25 protein-coding genes and 1 pseudogene are annotated in these 23,821 nt (G+C 71.8%); 12 read left to right on the top strand and 14 right to left on the bottom strand.

The genetic code is table 11. The features are described from left to right. The first annotated feature begins 205 nt into the window (after nt 1–205). From ACIBJB_RS38425 to ACIBJB_RS38410, 4 genes are all read left to right on the top strand, one after another. The gene (locus tag ACIBJB_RS38425; RefSeq protein WP_398937995.1) at nt 206–1,438 is read left to right on the top strand and encodes a cytochrome P450; all 1,233 of its coding nucleotides are present in this window, start codon (nt 206–208) and stop codon (nt 1,436–1,438) included. Between the two features lie 48 nt (nt 1,439–1,486). Then, on the top strand, nt 1,487–1,681 hold the full coding sequence (locus ACIBJB_RS38420; RefSeq protein ID WP_398937994.1) for a ferredoxin: 195 nt from the start codon (nt 1,487–1,489) through the stop codon (nt 1,679–1,681). Beyond that, nucleotides 1,678–2,889, top strand: a complete 1,212-nt coding sequence (locus tag ACIBJB_RS38415; protein ID WP_398937992.1) for an NAD(P)/FAD-dependent oxidoreductase — start codon at nt 1,678–1,680, stop codon at nt 2,887–2,889. The genes ACIBJB_RS38420 and ACIBJB_RS38415 overlap by 4 nt, the downstream gene beginning before the upstream one ends. 124 nt (nt 2,890–3,013) lie before the next feature. After that, nucleotides 3,014–3,529 carry a MarR family transcriptional regulator gene (locus tag ACIBJB_RS38410; RefSeq protein ID WP_311715160.1) on the top strand — a complete coding sequence of 172 codons (516 nt, stop codon included), beginning with the start codon at nt 3,014–3,016 and terminating at the stop codon, nt 3,527–3,529. Nucleotides 3,530–3,534: 5 nt separating this feature from the next. Here ACIBJB_RS38410 and ACIBJB_RS38405 read toward each other — a convergent pair whose 3' ends face one another. Then, nucleotides 3,535–4,674, bottom strand: coding sequence for an MFS transporter (locus tag ACIBJB_RS38405; protein WP_398938216.1), 1,140 nt, complete (start codon nt 4,672–4,674; stop codon nt 3,535–3,537). 78 nt (nt 4,675–4,752) lie between these two features. On the opposite strand from ACIBJB_RS38405, the gene ACIBJB_RS38400 reads away from it, so the two are divergent. The 4 genes from ACIBJB_RS38400 to ACIBJB_RS38385 all read left to right on the top strand — a co-directional run bounded on the left by ACIBJB_RS38400 (nt 4,753) and on the right by ACIBJB_RS38385 (nt 8,873). Next, a complete protein-coding gene (locus ACIBJB_RS38400) occupies nt 4,753–5,535 on the top strand; it encodes an AraC family transcriptional regulator (RefSeq protein WP_398937990.1) in 783 nt (260 codons plus the stop codon). Nucleotides 5,536–5,606: 71 nt separating this feature from the next. Beyond that, on the top strand, nt 5,607–5,987 hold the full coding sequence (locus ACIBJB_RS38395; RefSeq protein WP_398937988.1) for a DoxX family protein: 381 nt from the start codon (nt 5,607–5,609) through the stop codon (nt 5,985–5,987). Beyond that, nucleotides 5,984–6,451 (top strand): peroxiredoxin, encoded by a 468-nt coding sequence (locus tag ACIBJB_RS38390; protein WP_398937986.1) that lies wholly within the window; start codon nt 5,984–5,986, stop codon nt 6,449–6,451. Before ACIBJB_RS38395 ends, ACIBJB_RS38390 begins: the two co-directional genes overlap by 4 nt. 64 nt (nt 6,452–6,515) lie before the next feature. After that, complete coding sequence (locus ACIBJB_RS38385) at nt 6,516–8,873, top strand: SpoIIE family protein phosphatase (protein WP_398937984.1); 2,358 nt, start codon at nt 6,516–6,518, stop codon at nt 8,871–8,873. Nucleotides 8,874–8,882: 9 nt separating this feature from the next. Here ACIBJB_RS38385 and ACIBJB_RS38380 read toward each other — a convergent pair whose 3' ends face one another. The 4 genes from ACIBJB_RS38380 to ACIBJB_RS38365 all read right to left on the bottom strand — a co-directional run bounded on the left by ACIBJB_RS38380 (nt 8,883) and on the right by ACIBJB_RS38365 (nt 11,587). Then, nucleotides 8,883–9,317, bottom strand: coding sequence for a cupin domain-containing protein (locus tag ACIBJB_RS38380; protein WP_398937982.1), 435 nt, complete (start codon nt 9,315–9,317; stop codon nt 8,883–8,885). 111 nt (nt 9,318–9,428) lie between these two features. Then, a complete protein-coding gene (locus ACIBJB_RS38375; RefSeq protein WP_398937980.1) occupies nt 9,429–10,010 on the bottom strand; it encodes a DNA polymerase ligase N-terminal domain-containing protein in 582 nt (193 codons plus the stop codon). A gap of 25 nt (nt 10,011–10,035) precedes the next feature. Further along, nucleotides 10,036–10,866 carry an aldo/keto reductase gene (locus tag ACIBJB_RS38370; RefSeq protein ID WP_398937978.1) on the bottom strand — a complete coding sequence of 277 codons (831 nt, stop codon included), beginning with the start codon at nt 10,864–10,866 and terminating at the stop codon, nt 10,036–10,038. A gap of 97 nt (nt 10,867–10,963) precedes the next feature. Next, entirely contained in the window at nt 10,964–11,587 is a 624-nt protein-coding gene (locus ACIBJB_RS38365) for an HIT family protein (RefSeq protein ID WP_398937976.1), read from the bottom strand. Nucleotides 11,588–11,665: 78 nt separating this feature from the next. On the opposite strand from ACIBJB_RS38365, the gene ACIBJB_RS38360 reads away from it, so the two are divergent. Continuing rightward, on the top strand, nt 11,666–12,631 hold the full coding sequence (locus ACIBJB_RS38360) for a TauD/TfdA dioxygenase family protein (RefSeq protein ID WP_398937974.1): 966 nt from the start codon (nt 11,666–11,668) through the stop codon (nt 12,629–12,631). A 255-nt stretch (nt 12,632–12,886) separates the two neighbouring features. Here the strand turns inward: ACIBJB_RS38360 and ACIBJB_RS38355 are convergent, their stop codons facing one another. From ACIBJB_RS38355 to ACIBJB_RS38345, 3 genes are all read right to left on the bottom strand, one after another. Further along, nucleotides 12,887–13,915, bottom strand: coding sequence for an LLM class flavin-dependent oxidoreductase (locus ACIBJB_RS38355; RefSeq protein WP_398937971.1), 1,029 nt, complete (start codon nt 13,913–13,915; stop codon nt 12,887–12,889). A gap of 100 nt (nt 13,916–14,015) precedes the next feature. Further along, complete coding sequence (locus ACIBJB_RS38350; RefSeq protein WP_398937969.1) at nt 14,016–15,524, bottom strand: metallophosphoesterase family protein; 1,509 nt, start codon at nt 15,522–15,524, stop codon at nt 14,016–14,018. Between the two features lie 49 nt (nt 15,525–15,573). Then, nucleotides 15,574–16,452 carry an MHYT domain-containing protein gene (locus tag ACIBJB_RS38345; protein ID WP_398937967.1) on the bottom strand — a complete coding sequence of 293 codons (879 nt, stop codon included), beginning with the start codon at nt 16,450–16,452 and terminating at the stop codon, nt 15,574–15,576. A 276-nt stretch (nt 16,453–16,728) separates the two neighbouring features. Between ACIBJB_RS38345 and ACIBJB_RS38340 the strand changes: the two genes are divergently transcribed. After that, a complete protein-coding gene (locus tag ACIBJB_RS38340) occupies nt 16,729–17,502 on the top strand; it encodes an SDR family oxidoreductase (protein WP_398937965.1) in 774 nt (257 codons plus the stop codon). A 49-nt stretch (nt 17,503–17,551) separates the two neighbouring features. On the opposite strand, the gene ACIBJB_RS38335 is transcribed toward ACIBJB_RS38340, so the two are convergent. The 4 genes and pseudogenes from ACIBJB_RS38335 to ACIBJB_RS38320 all read right to left on the bottom strand — a co-directional run. Then, nucleotides 17,552–18,322 carry an alpha/beta fold hydrolase gene (locus tag ACIBJB_RS38335; RefSeq protein WP_398937963.1) on the bottom strand — a complete coding sequence of 257 codons (771 nt, stop codon included), beginning with the start codon at nt 18,320–18,322 and terminating at the stop codon, nt 17,552–17,554. Between the two features lie 217 nt (nt 18,323–18,539). Then, a complete protein-coding gene (locus tag ACIBJB_RS38330; RefSeq protein ID WP_398937961.1) occupies nt 18,540–19,304 on the bottom strand; it encodes an ABC transporter permease in 765 nt (254 codons plus the stop codon). After that, nucleotides 19,288–19,803 carry an ATP-binding cassette domain-containing protein gene (locus ACIBJB_RS38325; RefSeq protein ID WP_398938214.1) on the bottom strand — a complete coding sequence of 172 codons (516 nt, stop codon included), beginning with the start codon at nt 19,801–19,803 and terminating at the stop codon, nt 19,288–19,290. The genes ACIBJB_RS38330 and ACIBJB_RS38325 overlap by 17 nt, the downstream gene beginning before the upstream one ends. A 115-nt stretch (nt 19,804–19,918) precedes the next feature. Further along, nucleotides 19,919–20,164, bottom strand: a pseudogene (locus ACIBJB_RS38320) (ATP-binding cassette domain-containing protein); the annotation flags it as partial. Between the two features lie 59 nt (nt 20,165–20,223). Here ACIBJB_RS38320 and ACIBJB_RS38315 point away from each other — a divergent pair. After that, nucleotides 20,224–20,919, top strand: a complete 696-nt coding sequence (locus tag ACIBJB_RS38315) for a TetR/AcrR family transcriptional regulator (RefSeq protein WP_398937959.1) — start codon at nt 20,224–20,226, stop codon at nt 20,917–20,919. A 4-nt stretch (nt 20,920–20,923) separates the two neighbouring features. On the opposite strand, the gene ACIBJB_RS38310 is transcribed toward ACIBJB_RS38315, so the two are convergent. Continuing rightward, nucleotides 20,924–21,139, bottom strand: coding sequence for a 4-oxalocrotonate tautomerase family protein (locus ACIBJB_RS38310; RefSeq protein ID WP_398937957.1), 216 nt, complete (start codon nt 21,137–21,139; stop codon nt 20,924–20,926). A gap of 183 nt (nt 21,140–21,322) precedes the next feature. On the opposite strand from ACIBJB_RS38310, the gene ACIBJB_RS38305 reads away from it, so the two are divergent. Beyond that, on the top strand, nt 21,323–22,186 hold the full coding sequence (locus tag ACIBJB_RS38305; protein ID WP_398937955.1) for a helix-turn-helix transcriptional regulator: 864 nt from the start codon (nt 21,323–21,325) through the stop codon (nt 22,184–22,186). A 216-nt stretch (nt 22,187–22,402) separates the two neighbouring features. Here the strand turns inward: ACIBJB_RS38305 and ACIBJB_RS38300 are convergent, their stop codons facing one another. Beyond that, entirely contained in the window at nt 22,403–23,764 is a 1,362-nt protein-coding gene (locus ACIBJB_RS38300) for a DEAD/DEAH box helicase (RefSeq protein WP_398937953.1), read from the bottom strand. Nucleotides 23,765–23,821 lie beyond the last annotated feature (57 nt).

The raw sequence follows: 23,821 nt of genomic DNA, 5'->3' as shown, positions 1-23,821 counted from the left end.
GATGGGCTTCTCCACGCACAACTCACCTGTCTGTAAAGGTAGTTGATGGCACGTCAGGTGTGTGATCCGGGTCACGTCAGCTTCCCGTCAGGTCACTGGCGGGATGACGTCAGCCCGGTCTGTTTGCCTGTGTTCATCGAGGCCTCGACCACTTCGCCCCGGCGCTCCGCCCCTCGGGCAGAGCCCCCCACCACCGAGGAGAACCATGGCCGAAACCGTGGCCGGTCCCGCGCACGACGTCGCGGACACCGTCCCCGAGTTCCCCATGCCGCGTGCTTCCCGCTGTCCCTTCGACCCGCCGCCCGGCCTCAAGGAGCTCCAGGAGCAGGGGCCACTGGCGAAGGTGCGCCTGTGGGACGGCAGCGAGCCCTGGCTCGTGACCCGCTACGCCGAGCAGCGGGCCCTCCTGGGTGACCCCCGGGTCAGCGCCGACACGGATCAGCCCGGCTATCCCACCAAGGCCAGTGCCGAGGCCGGCGAGGGCAAGCTCAGCTTCATCATGATGGACGACCCCGAACACGCCCGGCTGCGCCGGATGGTGACGGCACCGTTCGCCATCAGGAAGGTCGAGGCCCTCAGGCCCGCCGTGCAGCGGATCGTGGACGGCCTGATCGACGACATGCTGGCAGGTCCCGGTCCCGTCGACCTCGTCGAGGCGTTCGCCCTGCCGATCCCGTCGCTGGTCATCTGCGAACTGCTGGGTGTGCCCTACGACGACCACGCGATGTTCCAGGACAACACCAGGACGATGGTCCGCACGACCGCGACCCCCGAGGAACGCGGCGCCGCGACCCGGGAGATCGCCGGATATCTGGCCGGTCAGATCGCCCGGCGACTCACCGACCCGAAGGACGACCTCCTGTCGGGCATCGCCGGGCGCGTCGCCGCGGGGGAGCTGACGCACGGGCAGGCCACGGAGATGGCCCTGCTCCTGCTGATCGCGGGCCACGAGACCACCGCGAACATGATCACGCTGGGTACCGCCGCACTTCTCGAACACCCCGTCCAGCTCGCCCTGTTGCGCGACACGGACGACCCCAAGCTCGTCGCCTCGGCGGTCGAGGAACTGCTGCGCTACCTCCACATCACGCACCTGGGACGCCGGCGCGCGGTCACCGAGGACATCGAGATCGCCGGGCAGGTCATCAGGGCCGGTGAGGGCGTGATCATGGTCAACGAGATCGGCAACCGCGACCCCGACGTGTTCGAGGATCCCGACCGCCTCGACATCACCCGCGACGCCCGCCGCCACGTCGCGTTCGGCTTCGGCGTCCACCAGTGCCTCGGCCAGCCGCTGGCCCGCATGGAGCTCCAGGTCGTCTACGGCACCCTGTACCGGCGCATCCCCACCCTCAGGCTCGCCTGCGCCCTGGAGGACGTGAAGTTCAAGCACGACGCGTTCATCTACGGCATCCACGAACTGCCGGTGACCTGGTAACGGCTCCCGCCCACCCACGACAACCGCGAGAAGGACAAGGGGAATCCCATGAAGGTGGAACTGGAAGCCGACAAGTGCGTCGCCTCCGGACAGTGTGTGGTTGCCGCCATGAACGTGTTCGACCAGGACGACGACGGCATCGCGATCCTCCTGACGGAACAGGTCGGCGACGACCAGGTCGACGACGTCAAGGAAGCCGTCGCGGTCTGTCCGGCCGCGGCGATCCGGCTGGTCCAGGCGTGAGGCGGATCGCCGTCATCGGCGCCTCGGCCGCCGGGCTCTCGGCGGCCGAGACACTGCGCCGCGAGGGGTACGACGGCACGATCACCCTCGTCGGCGAGGAACCCGAACCTCCGTACGACCGACCGCCGTTGTCCAAGCAGGTCCTGGCAGCGGAGTGGGAGCGGGACCGGCTCGCCCTGCGCACCTCCGCCGACCTCGCCGCGCTCGACCTCGACCTGCGGCTCGGTGTCGCGGCGGCGGGCCTCGAACTCGTCTCCCGGACCGTGGAGTTGGGCGACGGCTCCGAGGTGCCGTACGACGGACTGATCATCGCCACCGGGGTACGGCCGCGCCGCCTGCCCGGTGCGGGCGCGCACGTGCTGCGCACCCTGGACGACGCGCTCAGCCTGCGGGAGCGGCTGGGCGCAGGGCGGCGCCTGGTCGTGGTGGGCGCCGGTTTCCTCGGTGCGGAGGCCGCCGCGGTCGCCTGGCGCCTCGGTGCCGAGGTGACCGTCCTCGAACCCGCCGCGGTGCCGCTGGCGCACGCGGTCGGCGCGGAGGTCGGGCGGATGCTGGCCCAGGTCCATGGGGAGCGGGGCATCGACCTGCGCTGCGGGGTGACCGTGACCGAGGTGACCGAGGACGGCGTCCGGCTCGCCGGTGGCGAGGAGATCGAGGCGGACGAGGTGCTCGTGGCCGTCGGCTCGCTGCCCAACACCGAGTGGCTGGAGGGCAGCGGGCTCACGGTGGGCGACGGGCTGGTGTGCGACCAGTACTGCGAGGCCGCCTGGGGGTCCCCCCGGCCGGAGGCTGGGGGAGTGTACGCGGCCGGCGACGTCGCCCGCTGGTACAACCCGCTGTTCGGCACCTCCATGCGGATCGAGCACCGCACCAACGCCGCCGAGCAGGGCATGGCGGCCGCCCGCAACCTGCTCGCCGCCGAGGGGGCACGGAAGCCCTTCGCGCCCGTGCCGTACTTCTGGTCCGACCAGTACGACATGAAGATCCAGGCGTACGGCTTCCTGCGCGGGCACGACGAAGTGGCCGTCGTGGAGGGCGACTTGGCGCAGCGCCGGTTCGTCGCGGCGTACCGCACCGGCGACCGGGTCAGCGGTGCCCTCGCGGTGGGCATGCCGCCCAAGGCGATCCGTCGGTGGCGGCAGGCCATCGCGACCGGAGCGGCCTGGCACGAGACCGTGCGGACCGGGGTCCCGACGGCCGACGTCTGAGTGTTCCGGGGGAGCGCCGGCCCCCGGTCGGCGGCCGGCGCTCCCCCCAGTACCCGCCCAGTACCCGCGCTCACGCCTGCCGTAGATTACTTGAGTTACGCAACGAGATGGTAAACTGGCGAGTATGTCCTCACAGCCGCTCCCCGACGTCCCCGCGTCCCCGGAAGTCATCGAGATCGAGCGGGCGCTCACCCGCATCACCTACCTGAGCACCCGGGCCCGCCAGCACGACCGGCTGATGGCCCTGGCCGAGGTGCCGCTGGACCGCGCCGCCGTGGCGCTGCTGCGCCAGGTCGCCGACACCGAACCGATGCGCCCGGGGGAGCTGGCCAACCGACTGGGCGTGGAGGCCTCCCACGTCACCCGCACCGTCCAGCAGCTGCAGAAGTCGGGCTATGTCACGCGCGTCCCCGACCCCGACGACCGCCGCGCCCAGCGCATCCAGCTCACCGAGACCGGTCAGCAGGCGATCGACCGCATCCGTGACGCCGGCGCCCGCGGTATGCAGCTGGCCCTGGCAGAGTGGTCGCCCGAGGAGCTCCGGCAGCTGGCCGGACTCTTCCATCGCATGGTGGACGACTTCCTCTCCCACGCGATCGACGACGACAGCGAGGAGCCGACACCGGCCGGGACCGCCTGACGCGCTCATCGCACCGGAAGGCGCGGAGCGGACTCCCGCCCCGGTGCGGGCTCGCGAAGCCCCAGCAGCAGCAGGCCGCCCAGCGCGGGCAGGACGATCAGTGGCACCAGCGCCGTCCGCAACGACGTGGCGTCGGCCAGCGCCCCGAGCGCCGGGGCGGCCAGCCCGCCGACGCTCACCGTCAGGCCAAGCGTGACCCCGCTCGCGGTACCCACCCGCCCCGGCAGACAGTCCTGGCCGAGGGTGACGTGCAGGGAGAACGGCACGTAGAGACCGGCCGAGGTGAGGGCGACGAACAGATACACCGCGGGGCCCGGGACGAGCACCACCCCGGCCACGGCGAGCACGGTCAGCGCATACGCCCTGCGCACCACCGCGAGGCGCCCGTACCGGTCGGCGAGCCGGCCCCCGAGGACCGTGCCCACCGCGCCGCCCGCGTAGAGCACGCACAGCGCCGCCGTACCGGCCACGTCCCCGCCGCCGACGCGCTCACGGACGTACAGCGAAACGAAGGCGCTCAGCCCGACGAACACGACCGACCGGCACACCACCGCGCCCGAGAGCCGCAGGAACGACGGCCAGTCGTCACTTCCGGAGCTCTCGGGCGGCCTGCCGGCCGGCGCGCTGACCCGGGAGGCGCGTACCGCTCCCGCGCACAGGGCTGCACCCGCCACGGCCGGCACGACGAGCCAGGGGGAGGCGTTCAGCCCGCCGGTGGCGATCACGGCGGCGACCAGCAGCGGGGCAAGGGCGAAGCCGGCATTGCCGCCGAGCGAGAACCATCCCATCCCCGTGTTCCCGCCGGGCGCGACGGCTCGCGCCGCTCTGGCGGCCTCCGGGTGGTAGGCCGCGACCCCGATCCCGGACACGGCGACCGCCGCCAGCGTGAGCGGATAGGAGCCGACGACCCCGCTCAGCGCGACCCCCGACCCCGCGGTCAGGGCGCTCAGCGGCAGCAGCCACGGCATCGCCCAGCGGTCGGTGAGCGCGCCGAACAGCGGCTGCACCACCGACGACAGCAGGGACGCGGCCAGGACGACGCCGGACGCGGCCGCATACGAGTAGGCCCGTTCGGCGACGAAGTAGGGCACCAGGGCGGCGACGGCCCCTTGGTACACGTCGACACAGGCGTGACCGAGCGACATCAGCGTGAGGGAACGATTCTTGGACACCGGACGAGCTTCGCCCGGGTAATATCCGGCCCGCTTTCGATAATCTGCCCAATGATGTCGAACATCCGCCACCCGCCCATGCGCCACCCGCCCATGCGCCACACGCCGTCGGCGCCCACGCGCGCCCAGCGCCTCGCCGCAGGGGAACGCATCGACGCCCACCGGCACGACGACCACCAGATCGTCTACGCGGGCTCCGGCGTCCTCGCGGTCACCACCGACGCCGGCACCTGGTTCGCGCCCGGTACCCGCGCCATCTGGGTCCCCGCGGGCACCGCCCACGCCCACCGCGCCCACGGCCGGCTCGACCTGCACCTGGTCGGCCTCCCCGCCGACGACAACCCGCTCGGCCTGGACGCCCCGACGGTCCTCGCGGTCGGCCCGCTGCTGCGCGAACTGATCCTCGCCTACACCAGCGACCCCGCCGACGACAGCCCCGAACGCCACCGTCTGCTCGCCGTCCTGCGCGACCAGCTGCGCGCCTCGCCCCAGCAGCCCCTGCTGCTGCCCGCCCCCACCGATCCCCGCCTGGCCGAGGTCTGCGCGCTCGTCCACGCCGACCCCGCCGATCCGCGCACCCTGGCCGCTCTCGGCGCCGCGACCGGAACCTCGGAACGCACTCTCAGCCGACTGTTCCGCGGCGAGTTCGGCATGACCTTCCCGCAGTGGCGCACCCAGTCGCGGCTCTACCACGCCCTGCGCCTGCTGGCCGACGACGTCCCCGTCACGACCGTCGCCCACCGCTGCGGCTGGTCCTCCGCGAGCACTTTCATCGACGTCTTCCACCGCTCCTTCGGCTACACGCCGGGCACCCACAACCGTCGGTCCCGGTAAGGGCGGAGGCCGCCGCACGAGGTGCCTGTACCGTCCAGTAGTGTGCGCGGCAGCCCCCAGGAGGAGGAACCGTGCCACGGTCCCCACGCTCACCCCTGCTGCTCGCCGGCCTGCTGGCCACCGCGGGCGTCACCCACTTCGCCGCACCACGTCCGTACGACGCCACCATCCCGCAGGCCCTGCCCGGCAGGCCCCGGACCTGGACCTACGCGAGCGGTGCCGTGGAGCTCGCGCTCGCCGCCGGTCTGGCGCTGCCGAAGACCCGGCGGACCGCCGCGCTCGCCACGGCCGCCTTCTTCGTCGGGGTATTCCCCGCCAACGTCAAGATGGCCGCCGACTGGCGTGAGCGTCCCGCACCGCTGAAGGCGGCGGCCCTCGGACGGCTGCCGCTGCAACTGCCGCTCGTGCTGTGGGCACGCAGCATCGCGAAGAACGGGGAGGGCCAGGCATGAGCAAGGCGATCGAGACCGGCGACACCGTCGAGGACTTCGAGCTGCCGGACGAGACCGGCACCAGCCGCAAGCTGTCCGAGCTGCTCGCCGACGGCCCGGTCGTCCTCTTCTTCTACCCCGCCGCCCTGACCGCCGGCTGCACCGCGGAGGCCTGCCACTTCCGCGACCTCGCCGCCGAGTTCGCCGCGGCCGGTGCCCGGCCGGTGGGCATCAGCGGCGACACCGTCGAACGCCAGCAGGAGTTCGCCGGACAGCACACCCTCGGCATGCCCCTGCTGTCCGACGTCGACGGCAAGATACGCGAGCTCTTCGGCGTCAAGCGAGGCTTCTCCCTGGCCCCCACCAAACGCGTCACCTTCGTCATCGCCCAGGACCGTACGGTGCTGGAGGTCGTCCGCAGCGAGCTGCGCATGAACACCCACGCCGACCGCGCCCTCGAGGCCCTGCGCGCACACCGGAAGTGACGGGCGGGGCCCGGTTGCACCGTTTCGGTTGATGCGGCCTGGCAAAGGGACCATCCTGGACGATATGGAGCACGTCTCCGCTACGGCGACCACCGATGCCTCAGGCATGGTGACGGGGTGGAGCGAGGGCGCCCGGCGGCTGACGGGACGCACGGCCGAGGAGGTCGTGGGGCGGGCGGCACGGGAGCTGCTCGCCGAGGACCCGCCGGGACCGGCCGTGGCGGCGCTGAAGGGGACCGTCGTCCTGCGGCACCGCGACGGCTCCTCTCTCACGCGCTTCGTGGAGGCGTGCCCCCTCCTGGGCGAGGACGGGACCCCCGCCGGATACGTGATCACCGCCCGGCCGCCCGGCTCCGCCGAGCCGACCCTGGCCGGACAGGCCTTCCAGCAGGCGGCCATGTCCATGTCGATCTTCGACACCCGTCAGCATTACCTCCGCCTCAACGACGTGGCCTGCCGGGTCATGGGGGTGCCGGAGGAATCCCTGCTCGGCCGGTACTTCCCGGACACCGTCGAGGACGCCGAACACAGCCGCGGGTTCCTGGCCGGTCTGCGCCAGGTCGCCGAGACCGGCAGGCCCTTCCGCTACGAGAGCTTCACCGGTGCGCCCGCCCTCAACCGGGATCACGCCTGGACCATCGAGATGTGGCCCGTGCGAGAGGAGGGCTCCGAGGAGCTCACCGGTGTCGCCCTGGCCGCGTTCGACAACAGCGACCAGTTCTGGGCCCGCCGGCGGCTGGCCCTGCTCAACGAGGCGGCGGCAGCCATCGGCACCACCCTGGACGTGGTGCGTACCGCCGAGGAACTCGTCGAGCTCCTCGTGCCCCAGTACGCCGACTTCGCCAGTGTGGACCTGCTGGACTGGGTGCTCGGCGCGGACGAGCCGCCGACCGTGCTGGAGGGCGACGTCGTCCTGCGCCGTGTCGCCCACGGCTCCGGCCACGAGGGCACCCCCGAGGCCGCCGTCCGCCTCGGCGAGACGGACGTCTACCCTGCCTCCTCGCCGCCCGCGCGGGCCCTGCGGGAGGGGCGGGCGGCCCTCAGCCAGGCCGGCGAGCCCGACTTCATGCGCTGGGTCGCCGAGCGCAACGCCCGCGCCCCGGCCGGCCGCACCTACCGCAAGGGCGTCCACTCCGTGCTCGCCGTGCCGCTCAAGGCCCGCGGCACCACCCTGGGCGTCGCGGTCGCCGTCCGCATCGCCCACCCCGACGACTTCGGCGGCGACGACGCCGTCCTCGGCGAGGAACTCGCCAGCCGGGCCGCCGTCTGCGTCGACAACGCCCGCCGTTTCGCCCGCGAACGCACCACCGCATTGGCCCTGCAGAACAGCCTCCTGCCGCGCGGCCTGCCCGGACAGGCCGCGGTCGAGGTCGCCCACCGCTATCTGCCCTCCGGCTCGCTGGCCGGCATCGGCGGCGACTGGTTCGACGTCATTCCGCTCTCCGGCAGCCGCGTCGCCCTGGTCGTCGGTGACGTCGTCGGCCACGGCATCCCCTCCTCGGCGACCATGGGCCGCCTGTGCACGGCCGTGCGCACCCTCGCCGACGTCGACCTGCCGCCCGACGAACTCCTCACCCACCTCGACGACCTCGTCACCCACCTCGCATCCGACGACCGCCCCGATGAGGGGGGCGAGGTCGCCGAACTCGGCGCCACCTGCCTCTACGCCGTCTACGACCCCGTCTCGCGCCTCCTCACCACGGCCGCCGCCGGTCACCCGCCACCTGCCGTCGTCCTGCCCGACGGCACGGCGCACCTCGTCCCCCTGAGTACGGGGCCCCCGCTCGGCGTCGGCGGCCTGCCCTTCGAGGCCACGGAGATCGAACTGCCCGAGGGGGCCGTGGTCGCCCTCTACACCGACGGTCTGACCGAGGACCGGGACCGCGACGTCGACCACGCCACCGACGAACTGTGCCGCGCGCTCACCGCGAGGACGGACACCCTCGACGAGCTGTGCGACACCGTCCTGAAGGCCGTACTGCCCGAGGAACCCGGTGACGACGTGGCCCTGCTGCTGGCCCGCACCCGGGTCCTCGGCGCGGACCGGGTCGCGACCTGGGACGTCGAGCCCGATCCCGCGCACGTGGCCGCCACCCGACAGGCCGCGACCGAGCAACTCGCCGTCTGGGGACTGGAGGAGGCCTCCTTCGTCACCGAACTCGTCGTGAGCGAGCTGGTCACCAACGCCATCCGCTACGGCGAACCGCCCATCCGGCTACGGCTGATCCGTGACCGCACCCTCATCTGCGAGGTCTCCGACGGCAGTTCCACCTCACCGCACCTGCGGCGCGCCCACGCCTTCGACGAGGGCGGCCGCGGGCTGCTGCTGGTCGCCCAGCTCACCCAGCGCTGGGGAAGCCGGCAGACCGGCAGCGGAAAGACGATCTGGGCCGAGCAGTCCCTGGAACCGCCCGACTTCTGATCACCGCGCTCACTGGAAGGAGCAGCCGGGGTTCGGCACGTCCTCCGAGTACGGCGAGCCGTGCGGGAGCACGTACAGCACCTCCAGGACGAGCGGGGTGGACCCTTCGTTGCGGCCGAGGTGGACATCGCTCGGGCCGCCGGGCTCGCGCACCACGGTGCCCTGCGGGTAGACGCCGTCACTGGCGCAGTCGGAGTGGTAGTGGCTGAGGGTGCCCTGCTTGACGTACCCGTAGACAAGACCGTCGTGGTAGTGCCAGCCGGTCGCCTGGCCCGGCGGGACGGTGATCTCTCTGAGGACGTAGTCGGTGTCGCCCACGGTCTTCTGGGCGATCAGCGTGCCGGTCACTCCGGGGCCGGGCGGGGTCGCCTGTGCGGTGCCGCCGGCGAAGACGGTGGCGGTGACGACCGCGCCGGATATGGCGGTACGGAGCGCGATGCGCATACGGAAGGCCTCCTGGCTCGTGTTCTGGGCGACGACATGTCGCGGTGAACGTCGCTGTGAACATAGAGGCAGAGAAGGCCAGTTGGGGCGAAGTTCGGTGGATCTTCCGGCTCAGTTCTCCTCGGCGGCGACCTGGGCCAGGGTCCGGCCGGTCCGCACCGAGCGTGCCCGGCGCGGATCGGGCGTGCCGTGCCCCGGTGCCCGCCCCTCGGCTGCCTTCACCAGCAGCCAGGACCCCTCCCGGAACCGGGTGAGCGCGTACGTGCCGTGCAGTTTCGACCCGTGCAGCCGGAACGTGGCGTGCCCGCGCTCCAGCGACTCGCCGAAGTCGACGGCACGGCCCTTCTTGTCGTGGCTGAGGGGCTCGTAGGTCCCGTGGTCCCAGACGATCACGGTGCCGCCGCCGTACACGCCGTGCGGGATCACGCCCTCGAATTCCTCGTACTCGAGCGGATGGTCCTCCGTGGGCACGGCGAGCCGCTTGTCCCGAGGGACGTCGGAGGGGCCCTTCGGGACCGACCAGGACTTCAGCACGTCGTCGACCTGGAGGCGGAAGTCGAAGTGCAGGGTGCTCGCGTCATGGATCTGCACGACGAACCGCGGCTTCGCACCGGTGGGCCCTTCCCGTCCCTCGGGCTCACCGGTGCGTGCGAAGTCCCGCTTGCCGTGGTAGTCCCGCAGTCGTTCACTCACGCGCCCCGGGTACCCGTCCCGCGGTTCAGAACTCCTCGTGCACCTCCGGGTCCCCGCCGAGGCGCCGGTGCGCACGGTCGGCGATCGCCGCCATCTCGGCCTCGCTCAGCTCGAAGCCGAACACGTCGAGGTTCGTGCGCTGCCGCTCGGGGTCGCCGGACTTCGGGATCGGCAGGGCGCCGAGCTGGATGTGCCAGCGCAGGATCACCTGGCCGGGCGTGACACCGTGCGCCTCGGCCATGCCGGCCACGGCCGGGTCGTCGAGGAGGTCCGAACCCCGGCCCAGCGGACTCCAGCTCTCGGTCACGATGCCCTTGTCGGCGTGGAAGGCGCGCAGCTCGTCCTGCGGGAACAAGGGGTGCAGCTCGATCTGGTTGACGGACGGCAGGACCCCGGTCTCCTTCTCCAGCCGCTCGATGTGCGCGGCCGTGAAGTTGGAGACCCCGATCGACCGGACGAGACCGTCGTCGCGGAGCTTGATCATGGCCTTCCACGAGTCGACGTACTTGTCGACACGGGGCAGCGGCCAGTGGATCAGATACAGGTCCACGTACTCCAGGCCGAGACGGGCGCGGGACTCCTCGAAGGAGGCCAGGGTCTCGTCATGGCCGTGATGCCGGCCGGGCAGCTTCGTCGTCACGAGGATCTCCTCGCGCGGGACGCCGCTTGCTGCCACGCCACGGCCGACACCGGTCTCGTTCCGGTAGTTCGTCGCCGTGTCCAGGAGCCGGTAGCCGCTCTCCAGGGCGGTGGCGACCGCCCGCTCCGCCTCGGCGTCGTCCATCGGCCAGGTACCCAGACCGAGGGCGGGGATCTTCGTACCGTCGTTGAGCGTATGTGTCGGGATGCTGATCACGTCCGGACCTTCCCTTGACTGTGTCGTCCCCCCAGCCTCACGGACAGGGCGGCCAATGATCAACCGGGCGGGCGCGGACGAGGACGGCGGATCCTCGTCACGGGATGGTGTGGGCCGTGCCGCCTTCAGCGGCGAGGGCTGCGGCGATCCGCCGGTGGGCCTCTCGGCGTTCCTCGTCCGGGAGGGGAGGCAGGAGTTCTTCCCATACCGGAAGGAAGGTTCCCCGCAGCTGCATCAGCCCCGCGGGCCGCGCGAGCAGCCAGAAGTGCAGATGGGCCGCCCCGTCGCCCCACCGGTTGACGTGGACGCGGGCGACGCCGTCGAGGCTGCGCACCGCCCGCTCCGCCCGCTGGAGCAGGGGGCCGAGCTCGGCCGCGCGTTCGGCGGGCAGGTCGGTCAGGTCGTAGTGGCCGCGCGGTTGCAGCATCACCACCGCCGGGAGGCGGGACTCGGTGCCGACCGCGTCGAGCCGCCAGTGGTCGTCGGACCAGAGGGCTTCCGTCACGGGCTTGCGGCAGGTGGGGCACTCCTCGGGGCCGTCCTCGCCCAAGCGGGCGGGCTCAGGGAGGACGGGGGGCTGCAGGGGCTTGACCCGGAACTCGCCTTCGAACGGGAAGGTCTCCCAGCCGGCCACCGAGTCGGCGGGCAGGGGCAGCTGTTCACCCGCCTGCAGGCGCCGTACGAAGGCGCTGGGCTCCTGAGGAGTTGAGGCAACCGTCACGCTGGGCAGTCAACCATGGGTGACGTGCCCCGTGGGGTGCGGACTTTCGGACAGTTGCCGGCGATCAACGGAGCACGCATGACGACGGACACAGGCACGGCGGAGTGGGACGCGGGCATCGAGGTGAACCCGGTGGCCGGGCACATCGGAGCCGAGATCACCGGGGTCGATCTGGCCGGCGATCTCGACGACGCCGTGGTCGCTGCGATCCGGGCGGCGGTGCTGCGCTGGAAGGTGGTGTTCTTCCGCGGACAGAAACTCGACCACGCCGGCCATGTGGCCTTCGCCCGCAGGTTCGGTGAGCCCGTCGTCCTGGGCAGGCGCGGCAGCGCCTCGCCCGCGGAGTTCGCGGAGATCGAGACGACCGCCGACCGCCTGGAGCTGGGCGGGAAGTTCGGCATGGAGCACGAGGAGTGGCTGCAGCGTCGGCGGCACACGCTGCTGCGCGGCTGGCACTGCGACCACGGCGCCCGGATCGATCCGCCCGCGGCGACCATCCTGCGCGCCGAGACCGTTCCGCCGTACGGCGGCGACACCACCTGGTCCAACCTCGCGGCCGCCTACGCCGGACTGTCCGCTCCGGTGCGGGAGTTCGTGGACGGCCTGCGCGCGGAGCACCGGCTCGGGGTCGGCTACCAGCCCCGCCCGGCCGACGACGCCTACGTCCGCCACCTCCTGGACCACCAGGTCGCCTCGCTGCACCCGCTGGTGCGGGTGCACCCCGAATCGGGGGAGCGGATCCTCTACGTCAACGGCTACTACGTCGAGCAGATCGCCGGCCTCTCCCGTGCCGAGAGCCGGGCGATCCTCGACCTGCTCCTCGAACAGGCGGTCCGGCCCGAGTACACGGTCCGCTTCCGCTGGGAGCCGGGCAGCGTGGCCTTCTGGGACAACCGGGCCACCATGCACCTGGCCCCCAACGACAACGCCCACCTCGGATTCCCTCGGACCATGCACCGGGTGATGCTGGCGGGGGATGTGCCGGTGGGGCCGGACGGAAAGCCGTCGGAGGCGATCACCGGGACCGAGGTCGGACGCTGGTGACGGCGCCACAGGGCGCCACAGGGCGCCCCGTGGCCGCGCCGGTCGGACCGCTCGGCCGACCGCCCCAGCCGCTGGCCAGGTGGCCCGGGTCTGACCTCGGTACCCGGTTCGTTCGGGGTGTGGGTTGTGTGGCGCGCCTGCGTCGCGGGTGCTGTGGGCCGTCGCTTTTCGGTTCGCACCTCGGCCAGCCGCCGGCCGTCGCTCCTCGGCCCGCCCAGGGGCCGTCTCTCGGCCCCCCTCGGCCGCCGGCCAGGCCTACGCCCCCGGCCGCCACCCCAGCGTCGGCCCCAGTTTCGTCGCCATGTCGGTGAGGATCTGCACATAGTCCTCGTGCTCGAAGGTGAACGGCAGCGCGAACGCCACCTCGTCGACCTCACGGAACGCGGCATGGGCATGCAGTCGTTCGGCGATCTCCTCCGACGTGCCGACGATGTCCGGCGCGAACATCAACCGCGCAGGGCCCTGCGGTGACGTGGTCCGAGGGGTGCGCTTCGCCGCGTACTCCTCGTACTTCGCGCGCTGCTCCGGCGAGGCCGAGTCGGTGGGGATGACGACGAGCCCCTGGGACACCCGGGCCCGCGCGCCGTCCGGGTGGGCGGCGCGGAAGGCACGGATGTGCGAGAGCTGGATCTGAGCGAAGTCGTACGGGCCCTCCGTGCCCTCCGCCTTGACGACGCTGCTGGTCAGGAAGTTCATGCCGTGCTCACCGGCCCAGCGTGCGGAACTCAGGCTGCCGCCGCCGTACCAGAGCCGTCGGCCGAGGCCGGGGGAGTGCGGCTGCACCCGGTCGGAGAACACCTCGAAGCCCTGCACCCCGCTGAAGTCGCTGGCCGGCTTGCCGCGCACGAAGTCCAGCAGCCGCCGCACCCGCTCGTAGGAGAAGTCCTCGGCGTCGGCCGTGTCCGGGTACAGCGCCCCCTTGATCTCGTCGAAGTGCATCGGCGGGCCCACGCTCACGCCCGGGTTGATCCGGCCGCCGGACAGGATGTCCACCGTCGCCAGGTCCTCGGCCAGCCGCAGCGGGTTCTCCCAGCCGAGCGGGATGACGGCGGTGCCGAGTTCGATGCGCCTGGTGCGCTGCGAGGCCGCCGCCATGACGGCCACGGGGGACGAGATGCCGTACTGGAGATGCCGGTGGCGCAGCCACGCGCTGTCGAAGCCGAGCCGCTCGCCCAGCTCGATGATCTCCAGCGTGGACTCATGGCCGCGCCGCGGGTCCGCCTCGTCGAACAGGCCGATGGTCAGGAATCCCAGCTTGCGCAGAGGGCGGGGGGACGACGGCACGGGGTCCTCCGGGTTGCTGACGTTGTTTGATGTATCAAGTAGTACGGCAGTGCCAACCCGCCCGTCCCGCATGATGTTCCCGATCGCCGGGCCCTTCGGGTCAAGACCGGGGCAAGGGAATGGTCACCTCGTCCTCGACCGGTGGATCGATCTCCTGGGCGAGGTTGCCGGTGGCCGCGAAACAGCGCAGACGCACCGCCTCCGGAGTGACGTCCAGGCGCAGGAAGCACTTGAAGAACGGCGGGCTGTACGTCGCCGAGCTGGGCGAGAACAGCTGCGTGTAGATCTTGCGCACCGGAAGGCGGAACCGCGAGGTGCGGTCCGGGCGGCCGCCCGCGCCCAGGAGGCTGGCGACCAGGCGGGTACGGAAGGTGACGCGCGCCGGCTCGCCCGGGAGGCGGGTGGGCGGGATGCCGAGCCGCTCGGCGATCACCGCGGTGGCCTCGGCCTCGGTGAGGGTGAAGAAGCGGCGCAGGTGCAGCCGGCGGCCGTAGAGCCTGCTGTAGAAGGCCAGGGAGTCGCCGCGCAGGGGATAGCAGCGGAAGTCCTTCTCGGTGACGTTCGCGATCGAGATGCGCGGGATGGTGTGGGTGGCGTGCATGAACGCGCCGCCGCCGCCCGAGACGACGTACTGGATGGTGCGGCCGTCCACGTCGACCGGGTAACGCTGGTAGTTGTGGATGTCGCCGCCTATCGCCGTGACGTAGTGGTGTTCCGGGGCGCGCACGATGTCGTCGACCGTGCCGCCGCCCTCGATGGCGCAGGGGTGGTGCTCGCCGTCCACGTACAGCGGAGAGCCCGTGATGAGGATCTTCGGTCGCGGGCCCTGCGAGACCTCGCGCAGCCAGGCACCCTGTTCGGCGTCGATGGTGCCGAGCAGCCCGGTATCTATGCCGATGATGCGGAGCGGGCCGGCGTCGACGGCCCAGTACGGACCCGGCTGGACGGTCTGTTGAGCCGGTGCCGCACGCAAACGGCGTGCCTCGTCGAGGCGTTGGCCGTCATCGGCGCGCGGTCGGTGCCACAGCAGGGAGCGCAACCAAGCGCGGGTCAGCAGGCGCGGCGCGGGCTCGGGATCGAGGGGCGGGGCGTCGTCGCAGAAGACGCGCATGAAGGCGCCGAGGTCCTCGTACCAGTCGTGGTTGCCGGGTATCGCGTAGATCGGCGCCGGATAGTCCTGGTACGGACGGAAGAACTTGGTGCCGTAGTCGTCCGCGCTGCCCACCGGGTAGATCACGTCACTGGCGACGACCGCGAACCGGGTGTCCTGACTGACCTTCAGAAAGCCTGGCACGACCGCGTATTGGGGATCGTCGCCCTCGCCGGTGTCGCCGATGACCATGAACGAGAACCGTTCGGGGTCCTCGCGCCGGATCACCTTGTCGGCGGGTGCACCGGCCGCCGCGCGCTGGGCCACCCAGCGGCTTCGGGTACGGCCCGTCGGGTCCCCGAACCAGGAGGCGACCACGCCGTTGCGGGCGGCCCACAACGTCTTCGGGTTCAGCCACGAGATCTTCTCGACCTTGGACGGCATCAGCCGCCGGTACTCGCCGAGTTGGGCGGAGCCCCAGCCGGCGCCTTCGGCGGTATCGCGTGAGGAGTCAGACACCGGTGCACCGTAACAACGATCTAGAACCGGCCAGGAAGGGGGGCGACTCTCACCTGTGCGGGCTGTGCGGTGCGGCCCACTGCGGATCCTGCGGCGCGCGGGCGTGGACCACGCGGTCCTCCTGGTTCTCGAAGAGCGTGTCGGGCTGCGGTGCGGTGCTCTCCGTCGAGGCGGACGAGCGGTTCCAGTCGCCGTCGCCGAGCACCAGGAGCGGGTCGAACATGACCACCACTCCGGCCAGCAGCAGAAAGATCACCGGTCCCAGGAGCATGGGCAGCAGCAGCGAGGTGGGCGAGTCACCCGCCCACGAGCCGCCGGTACTGCTGTGCACATGGACACTGACCGCGGACATGCCCGTGTAGTGCATCCCCGTCACGGCGACGCCCATGATCAGGCTGGCCCCGAGGCTCGTCAGGAAACCCCGGATCGTGACGGCCGCCCACAGGGCCGCGGTCGCCGCGACGATCGCGATGACCACGGAGAGCGCGACGGCGGTGACGTCGTACCGGATCGTCCCGTTGAGGTGCAGCGCCGCCATACCGAGGTAGTGCATGGCCGCCACGCCGAGCCCGGTGATCACACCCGCGAAGGCCAGGTTCAGGGTGCTGGCGCCGCGATAGCCGACGATGAACACGCCGATGCCCACGACGACGATGGCCACGGCGAGACTGAGGACCGTGAGTCCGGCGTTGTAGCGGATCCGGGTCTCCACGACCTGGAAACCGATCATCGCGATGAAGTGCATCGTCCAGATGCCGCAGCCGATCGAGGCGGCACCGAGTGCCAGCCAGCCGGCCTTCCACGACTGATCACTGAGCAGGGTGCGCACGATACAGCGCAGCCCCAGGGCCCCTCCCAGGCACGCCATTAAATAGGCGGCCACCGGGGTCACCGCACCATAGCGGAACCCGTCAATCGTGCCTTCCATAAGCCAACTCCCCCCAGAGCCTTGGCTGGTTGTCGTCGAAGGGTTACGGCAGGCGATCCGGTAAAGCAAGGCATTACCGGTGGTAAGCGGAGAACTCTCGAATAGCGCGGTTGAACTTAAGTCACAATGAGGCGGGTTTCAGCCAAGCGGCCTCTCGGGGGCTTCTGCTGTGCCAGAGTTGAGTGAATATCAGGTCCTCGACCGGTAGCTGGGACGCCTCTGCGGTCGGGAAAAGCGCTTGCCGCTCCGGGGGTCGCTCGTGAACGATCCCGTCCCGTGACAACAGGACCTCTCTCTGCCGCCCGCCCCCTCGCCCTGATCACCGGCGTGGGCCGCACCGTCGGTATCGGCGCCGGTATCGCGCAGCGGCTGGCGGGCTCGGGTTGGGACATCGCCTTCACCTACTGGAACCCGTACGACGCCCGCATGGCCTGGGGCACCGAGCCCGGCGCGACCGAGGTGATCGAGGCCGGTCTGTCCGAGCGGGGCGCGGCGACCGCCGCCATCGAGGCGGACCTCGCCGACCCCGACACACCGGCCCGGGTCTTCGACGAGGTGCAGCGGCGGCTGGGCCCCGTCACCGCGCTGGTGATGAGCCACTGCGAGTCGGTCGACTCCGGCCTGCTCGACACCACTGTGGAGAGCTTCGACCGGCACTTCGCCGTCAACACGCGCGCGACCTGGCTGCTCATCCGGGAGTTCGGCCGCCGCTTCACCGCGGAGAAGGGCACCGGCCGGATCGTCAGCCTCACGAGCGACCACACCGTCGGCAACCTGCCCTACGGGGCGAGCAAGGGTGCCATGGACCGCATCACGCTGGCCGCCGCCCATGAACTCGCCCACCTCGGCGTGACCGCCAACGTCGTCAACCCCGGCCCCGTCGACACCGGTTGGATGACCGAGGAGCTCCGCGCGCACTGCCTCACTGCCACCCCGCTCGGCCGCCTCGGGACCCCGCAGGACACCGCCCACCTGGTGGACTTCCTGTGCTCACCGGAGGGCCAGTGGATCAACGGGCAGCTGCTGAAGAGCAACGGCGGCTTCGCGTAGGCCTGTTCTGCCTACATCCCACCCCCCCCGGGCCCCTGTGCCGGTCCGGTCACGCGAAGAACTCACCCAGCAGCGGCAGCAGCAGAGAGGTCCGCCGCATGAGGGACATGTGCGTGGTGGCCGGCAGGACGGCCAACTGCGCGTCGGGGATCAGGCGTTGCATCTCCGCCGCGTGTTCCACCCGTACGAAGTCGCTGTCACCGACGAGCAGCAGCGTGGGCACCCGCAGTCCGCGCAGGTCGTCGGCGGTCCAGGGCAGCGGTGCGTGCGCCCCCGCCGAGACCTTGGCGAGGAAGTCCTGGAAGTGCTCGGGGTCGGGTGCGACGGCCGCGTAGGTGTCGGCCATCTCCTGGAAGTCGGCCTGGCTGGGCAGCCGGGGCGAGCTGTAGTCCGGGACGCGGACCTCCTCGTGGACCCCGTCCTGGGTGTACATGGTGGCGGCGAGCGCGAGCCGTCCGACGCGCTCCGGGTGCCTGACGGCGACCTCCAGCGCGGTCAGCCCGCCCAGGCTGAACCCGAGGAAGTCGGCCTGCTGGATACCCAGTTGGTCGAGCAGCGACACCACGTCCGAGGCCAGATCCGGCACTGTCAGCGCGCGGTCGGTGTCGGCGGTGTGGCCGTGCCCCTGCAGCTCGGGAGCGACGACATGCCGGTCGGCGGCCAGGGCGGGCAGCACGGCGGAGAAGGCCAGACCGACCGTCTGGGCGCCACCGTGCAGCAGCACCAGCGGACGGCTGCCGTCCGGGGCGTCGCCGTGGGTCTCGTAGTACATCTCCAGGCCGTTGACCTTGGCGTGGGCGGAACCGTTCGGCACGGTCATCACATCCGTTCTGCGGGAGCCTTGTAGGAGAGAGACCCTGCGCGGCCACGGAAGTCATCGCTGTGGTGTCACTCGTCTCGATCCTCCCCACCGCTCCTGCCACCTGCCGGGCAGGGGGTACGCCTCCGGCGGGAGCCGCGTCCTGCGGCGGATCGCGCCGGACACGGGCCACCTCTCCAGCTTGCGCCCGACGCGGAGCCGTGGCGAACGTGCCCGCCTAGAGCGCCACCACCCGCCCGCTGCGGCCCTGAAGCCGGACCGTGGCCAGGGTGGCGCAGACCACGGCCACGCCGAGGAGCGTGCCGCAGGCCACCGCCGCGGTGCGGGCGTCACCCGCGAGAGCGGCGCGCAGGCCGTGGGCGGCCCAGTAGCCGGGGGAGAGTGGAGCCACGTCGGTCACCCAGGCCGGCAGGACGCTGAGCGGGACGAGTGCGCCGCCGACGCTGCTGAGGAGCATGCCGCCGATGTCGTAGGCCGCCGAGAGCTCGCCCATGGTGCGGACCAGCACGCCGAGCATCGCCCCGAGCGAGAGAAGCGTGCAGCTCCAGCTGAGCAGGACCCCCAGTAGCAGGAACGGATGCGGGACCCGCAGCCCGAACACGCCCACTCCGAAGCCGACGATCAGGAGCTGCTGGGCGAGCAGGGCGGTGAGGACCGGGACGGCCTTGCCGAGGAGCAGCTCCGCCGGATGCAGCGGTGTGCCGCGCAGCCGGTCCCAGGTACGGCCCAGCCGCTCGGTGAGGATCGCGTTGCCGGAGATGCTGAGCGCGAGCAGCGAGAAGGTGACCAGCGTGCCGACGACAGCTTGTTCCGTACCGGCCGTGCTGCCCTGCGCGGACAGGTAGAGCGGACGCAACAGGATCATGAAGACCAGCGGAAGGATCATCCGGCTCAGCAGCGGGCCGGGTTCGCGCAGCATCAGCAGCGCGTTGTGGCGTACGAGGACACCGAGGCGGGTGGCGGACTCACGCGGCGGCGTCATGGGCCTGCGTCCCCTCGCGCGCTGCGGTTTCCAGGGAGTGGTAGAGGTCGTCCAGGCCGGGGCGGTGTACGTCGACGGAGGCGGGCGTACGGCCGGAGGCGAGCAGGGCGGCCAGGTCGGCACCGGGATCCGCGGTCGGCATCCGCAGCTCGGGTTCCGCCGGGTCGGCGAAGGTGACCCGCAGCTCGCCTGGCAGGTGGCGGGTGAGCTCCTCCTGGGTGCCGCGCGCGATGACCCGGCCCGCCCTCGCGAGCGCCAAGGTGGCGTCCAGGTCGACGAGTTCGGGGAGGTAGTGGGTCGTGTAGACCACGGCGACACCCGTCTCGGCGCGCGCCCTGACGGCGGCCAGCAGTGCCGAGCGCGTCTCCGGATCGGCCCCGGCGGTCGGCTCGTCCAGCAGCAGAAGCGGCGGAGAGCCGACCATCGCGGTGGCCGCCTGGACCCGGCGGCGCTGCCCGCCGGACAGCACACCCACCGGCCGGTCGGCGAGCGCCGACAGCTGAAGCTCCTCGAGGACCCGCGCGATCCCCGCCTCCCGGCGCCGTCCGCGCAGCCCCGCGAGGCCGGCGAACAGCCAGGTTCTCCCGCACCGTGACGCTGCCGTACAGGGCCAGCTCCTGGGGAGCCACCCCGATGAGCCGTCGCGCGGCCCGCCCTTCGGTCAACGCGTCGTACGGCCCGATGCGGAGCCGGCCCGCGTCGGGACGCAGGAGACCGGTGACGATCTCCACGAAGGTGGTCTTGCCTGCCCCGTTGTGGCCGATCAGGCCGACTATCTCGCCGGGCTCGACCGTCAGATCGAATCCGTCGAGCGCGCGGCAACGGCCATGACACTTCACCAATCCGCTCGCTACGAGCATCGTTCCCCCTCCATCCTTCCCCCTCATGTCTACGGCGTATACGTCTACACTGTAGACCCATGGGTGGCAGGCGGGAAGAGATTCTGGACGCGGCACTGGACATCGCCGACGAGCGCGGCCTGGAGGCGCTGTCGATGCGTGCGCTGGCCGACCGCGTCGGTGTCACGCCGATGGCGCTGTACCGGCACGTCAAGGACAAGGCGGCGCTGCTGGACGGCATGGTCGGACGTCTGCTGTCCGCGCTGCTGCCGTCGGACACGGTGGAGGAGCAGGCCTGGGACGAACGGCTCAACACCCTCGCGCACGCGTGCCGGAAGGTGGCCCAGCGTCATCCCTGGGCGGCGCACCTGCTCTTCTCGCGCCCCGCCGTCACACCGGACGCCGTGCGCGCGGTGGACATCATCTATCTGGCCCTGCTCGAGGCCGGGGTCCCGGACCCGGAGGTGCCCCGCCTGGAGCGGCTGATCAGCACCTTCGTCATCGGTTTTGCCACCTCCGAGGCCTCGGGCCGCTTCGCGCCCGGTGCCCTCGACCCACGCAGCCGCCGCGGCCAACTCCCGGACAGCGAACTCCCCGGCCACAGCAGGCTGGGGCCCTGGCTGGACCTTCCCGTGGACCTCACCGCGGAGTTCGAGGCCGATCTGGCGGACATCCGGCGACTGGTGGTGGGGGCCGCGCGGGGGAGGGGGGAGGCGGGTACGGCCGGTGGGAGGGGTACCACCGAGACCGTCGACCGGTCCGCCCCTCACGGCTGAGCGGTCAGCTTCCCGCCGTGCGCCGGAGTTCGGCGAGAGTCAGGACGTTGCCGCCGATGCCCCAGCCGCCGTCGGTGACCTCCTCGACGAGAACGAGGGTCGTGGCGCGGGCACGTTCGCCGTAGATGTCCACGTAGAGCTCGGTGGTGCGGGTGACGATCTGTTCCTTCTGCTCCTCGGTGAGGGTGCCGGCGGGGACCTTGAAGTTCGCGAACGGCATGCGCTGCTCCATCTGTGTCTGCGGGGTGTATCTGCGGGTGGCGAATGTACAGACCGAAACCATTGAGCCGGCCCGCCGCCGCGCACCACCCTCGCCCGCCGCCGGACGCACAGCCATGCCTGCGTCCACCCTGGGGTCGGCATCCCCTGGCTCCGCCTCCGCGTCCCGCGTGATGATGGCCCGATGAACCTTGCCGAGCTCGCCGCGTTCCTGAGATCCCGGCGCGACCGTGTGCGGCCTTCCGACGTAGGACTGCCCACCGGTCCCCGGCGCCGGGTCCCCGGCCTGCGGCGTGAGGAGGTCGCGCAGCTGGCCGGCCTGTCGGCGGACTACTACACCGAACTCGAGCGCGGAGGCGACGTACAGCCCTCCGCGCAGGTGCTGGCCGCGCTCGCACGGGCGCTGCGGCTCGGCGGAGACGAACGCGACCATCTCTTCCACCTCGCCGACCGGCCCGTCCCCACGGTGGCCCGCGGCTCGAACGCTCATGCCCAGCCGGCCCTGCTCGGCCTTCTCGACCGGCTCACCACGACGCCCGCGCAGATCATCACCGACCTGCACGAGACCCTCGTCCAGAACGAACTCGCCGCCGCGCTGGTCGGCCGTGCTCCCACGCGCCGGGGGGTGGCCGGAAGCTTCGTCCACCGCTGGTTCACCGACCCCGTCTCCCGCGCCGTGTATCCCGCCGAGGATCACGCACAGCACTCCCGGGCCTTCGTCGCCGACCTCCGGGCAGTCGCCGCCCGGCGCGGCCGCGACACGGAAGTCGCCGGGATGGTGGCCGATCTGCTGCGGCGCAGCGCGGAGTTCGCCACCCTGTGGGACACCCACGACGTCGCTCTGCGGCGGACCGACCACAAACGCATCGTCCACCCCACCCTGGGAGTCGTCGAAGTCGACTGCCACACCCTGTTCAGCGAGGACGGACGCCAGCGCCTGCTGTGGTTCAGCGCCCCGCCCGGCACCGAGGGTGCCGCCCAGCTGGAACTGCTGTCCGTCATCGGCACCCAGGACATGTCCGCCGCCGACGAGACCAGGTTGCCGTAGACGGGCGCCCTGACGAGGAGGCGGCCGCATCGTGGCCGCCCACAGGGAGGCGGCCCGGCCCGGCGCCCGCCTGCTGGTGAACGGGGCCGTCGCGCCGATGCCGGGCATGCTCACGGGCAGGGAACGCAGCGTGACCGTTCCTCCGGCACCTACTCTTCGCATGCCGGTTCGGAGCTGCCGTTGGAGCAGGGACGTACGGCTACTGGGCCACGGCGTTCAGCCGCCGCGACGCACCTGGGCCGCCCTCCGGGCCTCGGCGAGCTTGCGGGCCTCGCCGGCCTTGCGGGACTTGCCGCCGGTGCCGCGGGAGGCGTCCTTGCTGGTGCCGAGGCCGCGGAAGGGGGCGTTGGTGTTCTTGGGCCGCGGTACGGCGGGTCCCCGGTCGAGCGGGGTGCCCGAGGGGGCCTTGGCCCCGGTGATCCGGCTCAGCTCCGCCTCGCCCGAGCGCACCTTGGTGACGGTCGGCTCGATGCCGGCCTCGGCCATCACCCGGCTCGTCTCGCGGCGCTGTCCCGACAGCACCAGGGTGACGACCTTTCCGGACTCGCCCGCCCGGGCGGTACGCCCCGCGCGGTGCAGATAGTCCTTGGGGTCGGTCGGCGGATCGACGTTGACGACGAGGTCGAGGTCGTCGATGTGCAGGCCCCGGGCCGCGACGTTGGTGGCGACCAGGACGGTGACCTGGCCGTCCTTGAACTGCGCGAGGGTACGGGTGCGCTGCGGCTGGGACTTGCCGCTGTGCAGGGCCGCGGCGTGCACTCCGCCGGCCCGCAGATGCCGGGTGAGCTGGTCGACGGCGTGCTTGGTGTCGAGGAACAGCAGCACACGGCCGTCACGGGCGGCGATCTCCGTGGTGACGGCGTACCGGTCGGGGCCGTGGACGACCAGGACATGGTGATCGCTCGTCGAGACGGCGCCGGCGGACGGGTCGACCGAGTGCACGACGGGGTCGTTGAGGTAGCGGCTGACCAACTGGTCGACGTCGCGGTCCAGGGTGGCCGAGAAGAGCATCCGCTGGCCCTCGGGACGCACCTGGTCGAGCACTTCGGTGACCTGCGGCAGGAAGCCCATGTCGCACATCTGGTCGGCCTCGTCGAGGACGGTGATCCGTACCCGTCCCAGGCGGCAGGCCTTGCGTTCGATGAGGTCGTGCAGCCGACCGGGGGTGGCGACGACGACTTCGGCCCCGTCCCGCAGCGCGGCGGTCTGCCGGCCGATCGACATGCCGCCGACGACCGCGGCCATCCGCAGCCGGAGTGCGTCGGCGTACGGCGCGAGCGCCTCGGTGACCTGCTGGGCCAGCTCCCGGGTGGGCACCAGGACCAGCGCGAGAGGCTGCTTCGCCTCCGCGCGCTGCCCGGCCGTCCGGACGAGCAGCGGCAGGCCGAAGGCGAGCGTCTTGCCGGATCCGGTGCGCCCGCGCCCCAGGACGTCACGTCCCGCGAGGGCGTCGGGCAGGGTGGCCGCCTGGATCGGGAAGGGCTCGCGCACGCCGTGTTCGGTGAGGGTGCGCAGCACCTGGGGCGGTAGTGCCATCTCGGCGAAGGAGGCGGTGCCGTGGTGGTCCGGGTGGTTCATGCAGAGCCTTCCGCAGAGGAGACGTACCGAGGAAGGCCCGGCAGGAAGTCATGAGCG

The organism is Streptomyces sp. NPDC050759 (assembly GCF_044456945.1).
Taxonomy (GTDB): domain Bacteria; phylum Actinomycetota; class Actinomycetes; order Streptomycetales; family Streptomycetaceae; genus Streptomyces.
This window is presented reverse-complemented; position numbering and strand designations above follow the sequence as displayed.

Coding starts and splice junctions, on each gene's coding strand:
- ACIBJB_RS38360 (WP_398937974.1), top strand. CDS start 11,666: ATGACGACGGACACAGGCACGGCGGAGTGGGACGCGGGCATCGAGGTG.
- ACIBJB_RS38300 (WP_398937953.1), bottom strand. CDS start 23,764: ATGAACCACCCGGACCACCACGGCACCGCCTCCTTCGCCGAGATGGCA.
- ACIBJB_RS38310 (WP_398937957.1), bottom strand. CDS start 21,139: ATGCCGTTCGCGAACTTCAAGGTCCCCGCCGGCACCCTCACCGAGGAG.
- ACIBJB_RS38410 (WP_311715160.1), top strand. CDS start 3,014: ATGTCCTCACAGCCGCTCCCCGACGTCCCCGCGTCCCCGGAAGTCATC.
- ACIBJB_RS38305 (WP_398937955.1), top strand. CDS start 21,323: ATGAACCTTGCCGAGCTCGCCGCGTTCCTGAGATCCCGGCGCGACCGT.
- ACIBJB_RS38380 (WP_398937982.1), bottom strand. CDS start 9,317: ATGCGCATCGCGCTCCGTACCGCCATATCCGGCGCGGTCGTCACCGCC.
- ACIBJB_RS38385 (WP_398937984.1), top strand. CDS start 6,516: ATGGAGCACGTCTCCGCTACGGCGACCACCGATGCCTCAGGCATGGTG.
- ACIBJB_RS38425 (WP_398937995.1), top strand. CDS start 206: ATGGCCGAAACCGTGGCCGGTCCCGCGCACGACGTCGCGGACACCGTC.
- ACIBJB_RS38330 (WP_398937961.1), bottom strand. CDS start 19,304: ATGACGCCGCCGCGTGAGTCCGCCACCCGCCTCGGTGTCCTCGTACGC.
- ACIBJB_RS38420 (WP_398937994.1), top strand. CDS start 1,487: ATGAAGGTGGAACTGGAAGCCGACAAGTGCGTCGCCTCCGGACAGTGT.
- ACIBJB_RS38315 (WP_398937959.1), top strand. CDS start 20,224: ATGGGTGGCAGGCGGGAAGAGATTCTGGACGCGGCACTGGACATCGCC.
- ACIBJB_RS38405 (WP_398938216.1), bottom strand. CDS start 4,674: ATGTCGCTCGGTCACGCCTGTGTCGACGTGTACCAAGGGGCCGTCGCC.
- ACIBJB_RS38335 (WP_398937963.1), bottom strand. CDS start 18,322: ATGACCGTGCCGAACGGTTCCGCCCACGCCAAGGTCAACGGCCTGGAG.
- ACIBJB_RS38400 (WP_398937990.1), top strand. CDS start 4,753: ATGATGTCGAACATCCGCCACCCGCCCATGCGCCACCCGCCCATGCGC.
- ACIBJB_RS38390 (WP_398937986.1), top strand. CDS start 5,984: ATGAGCAAGGCGATCGAGACCGGCGACACCGTCGAGGACTTCGAGCTG.
- ACIBJB_RS38345 (WP_398937967.1), bottom strand. CDS start 16,452: ATGGAAGGCACGATTGACGGGTTCCGCTATGGTGCGGTGACCCCGGTG.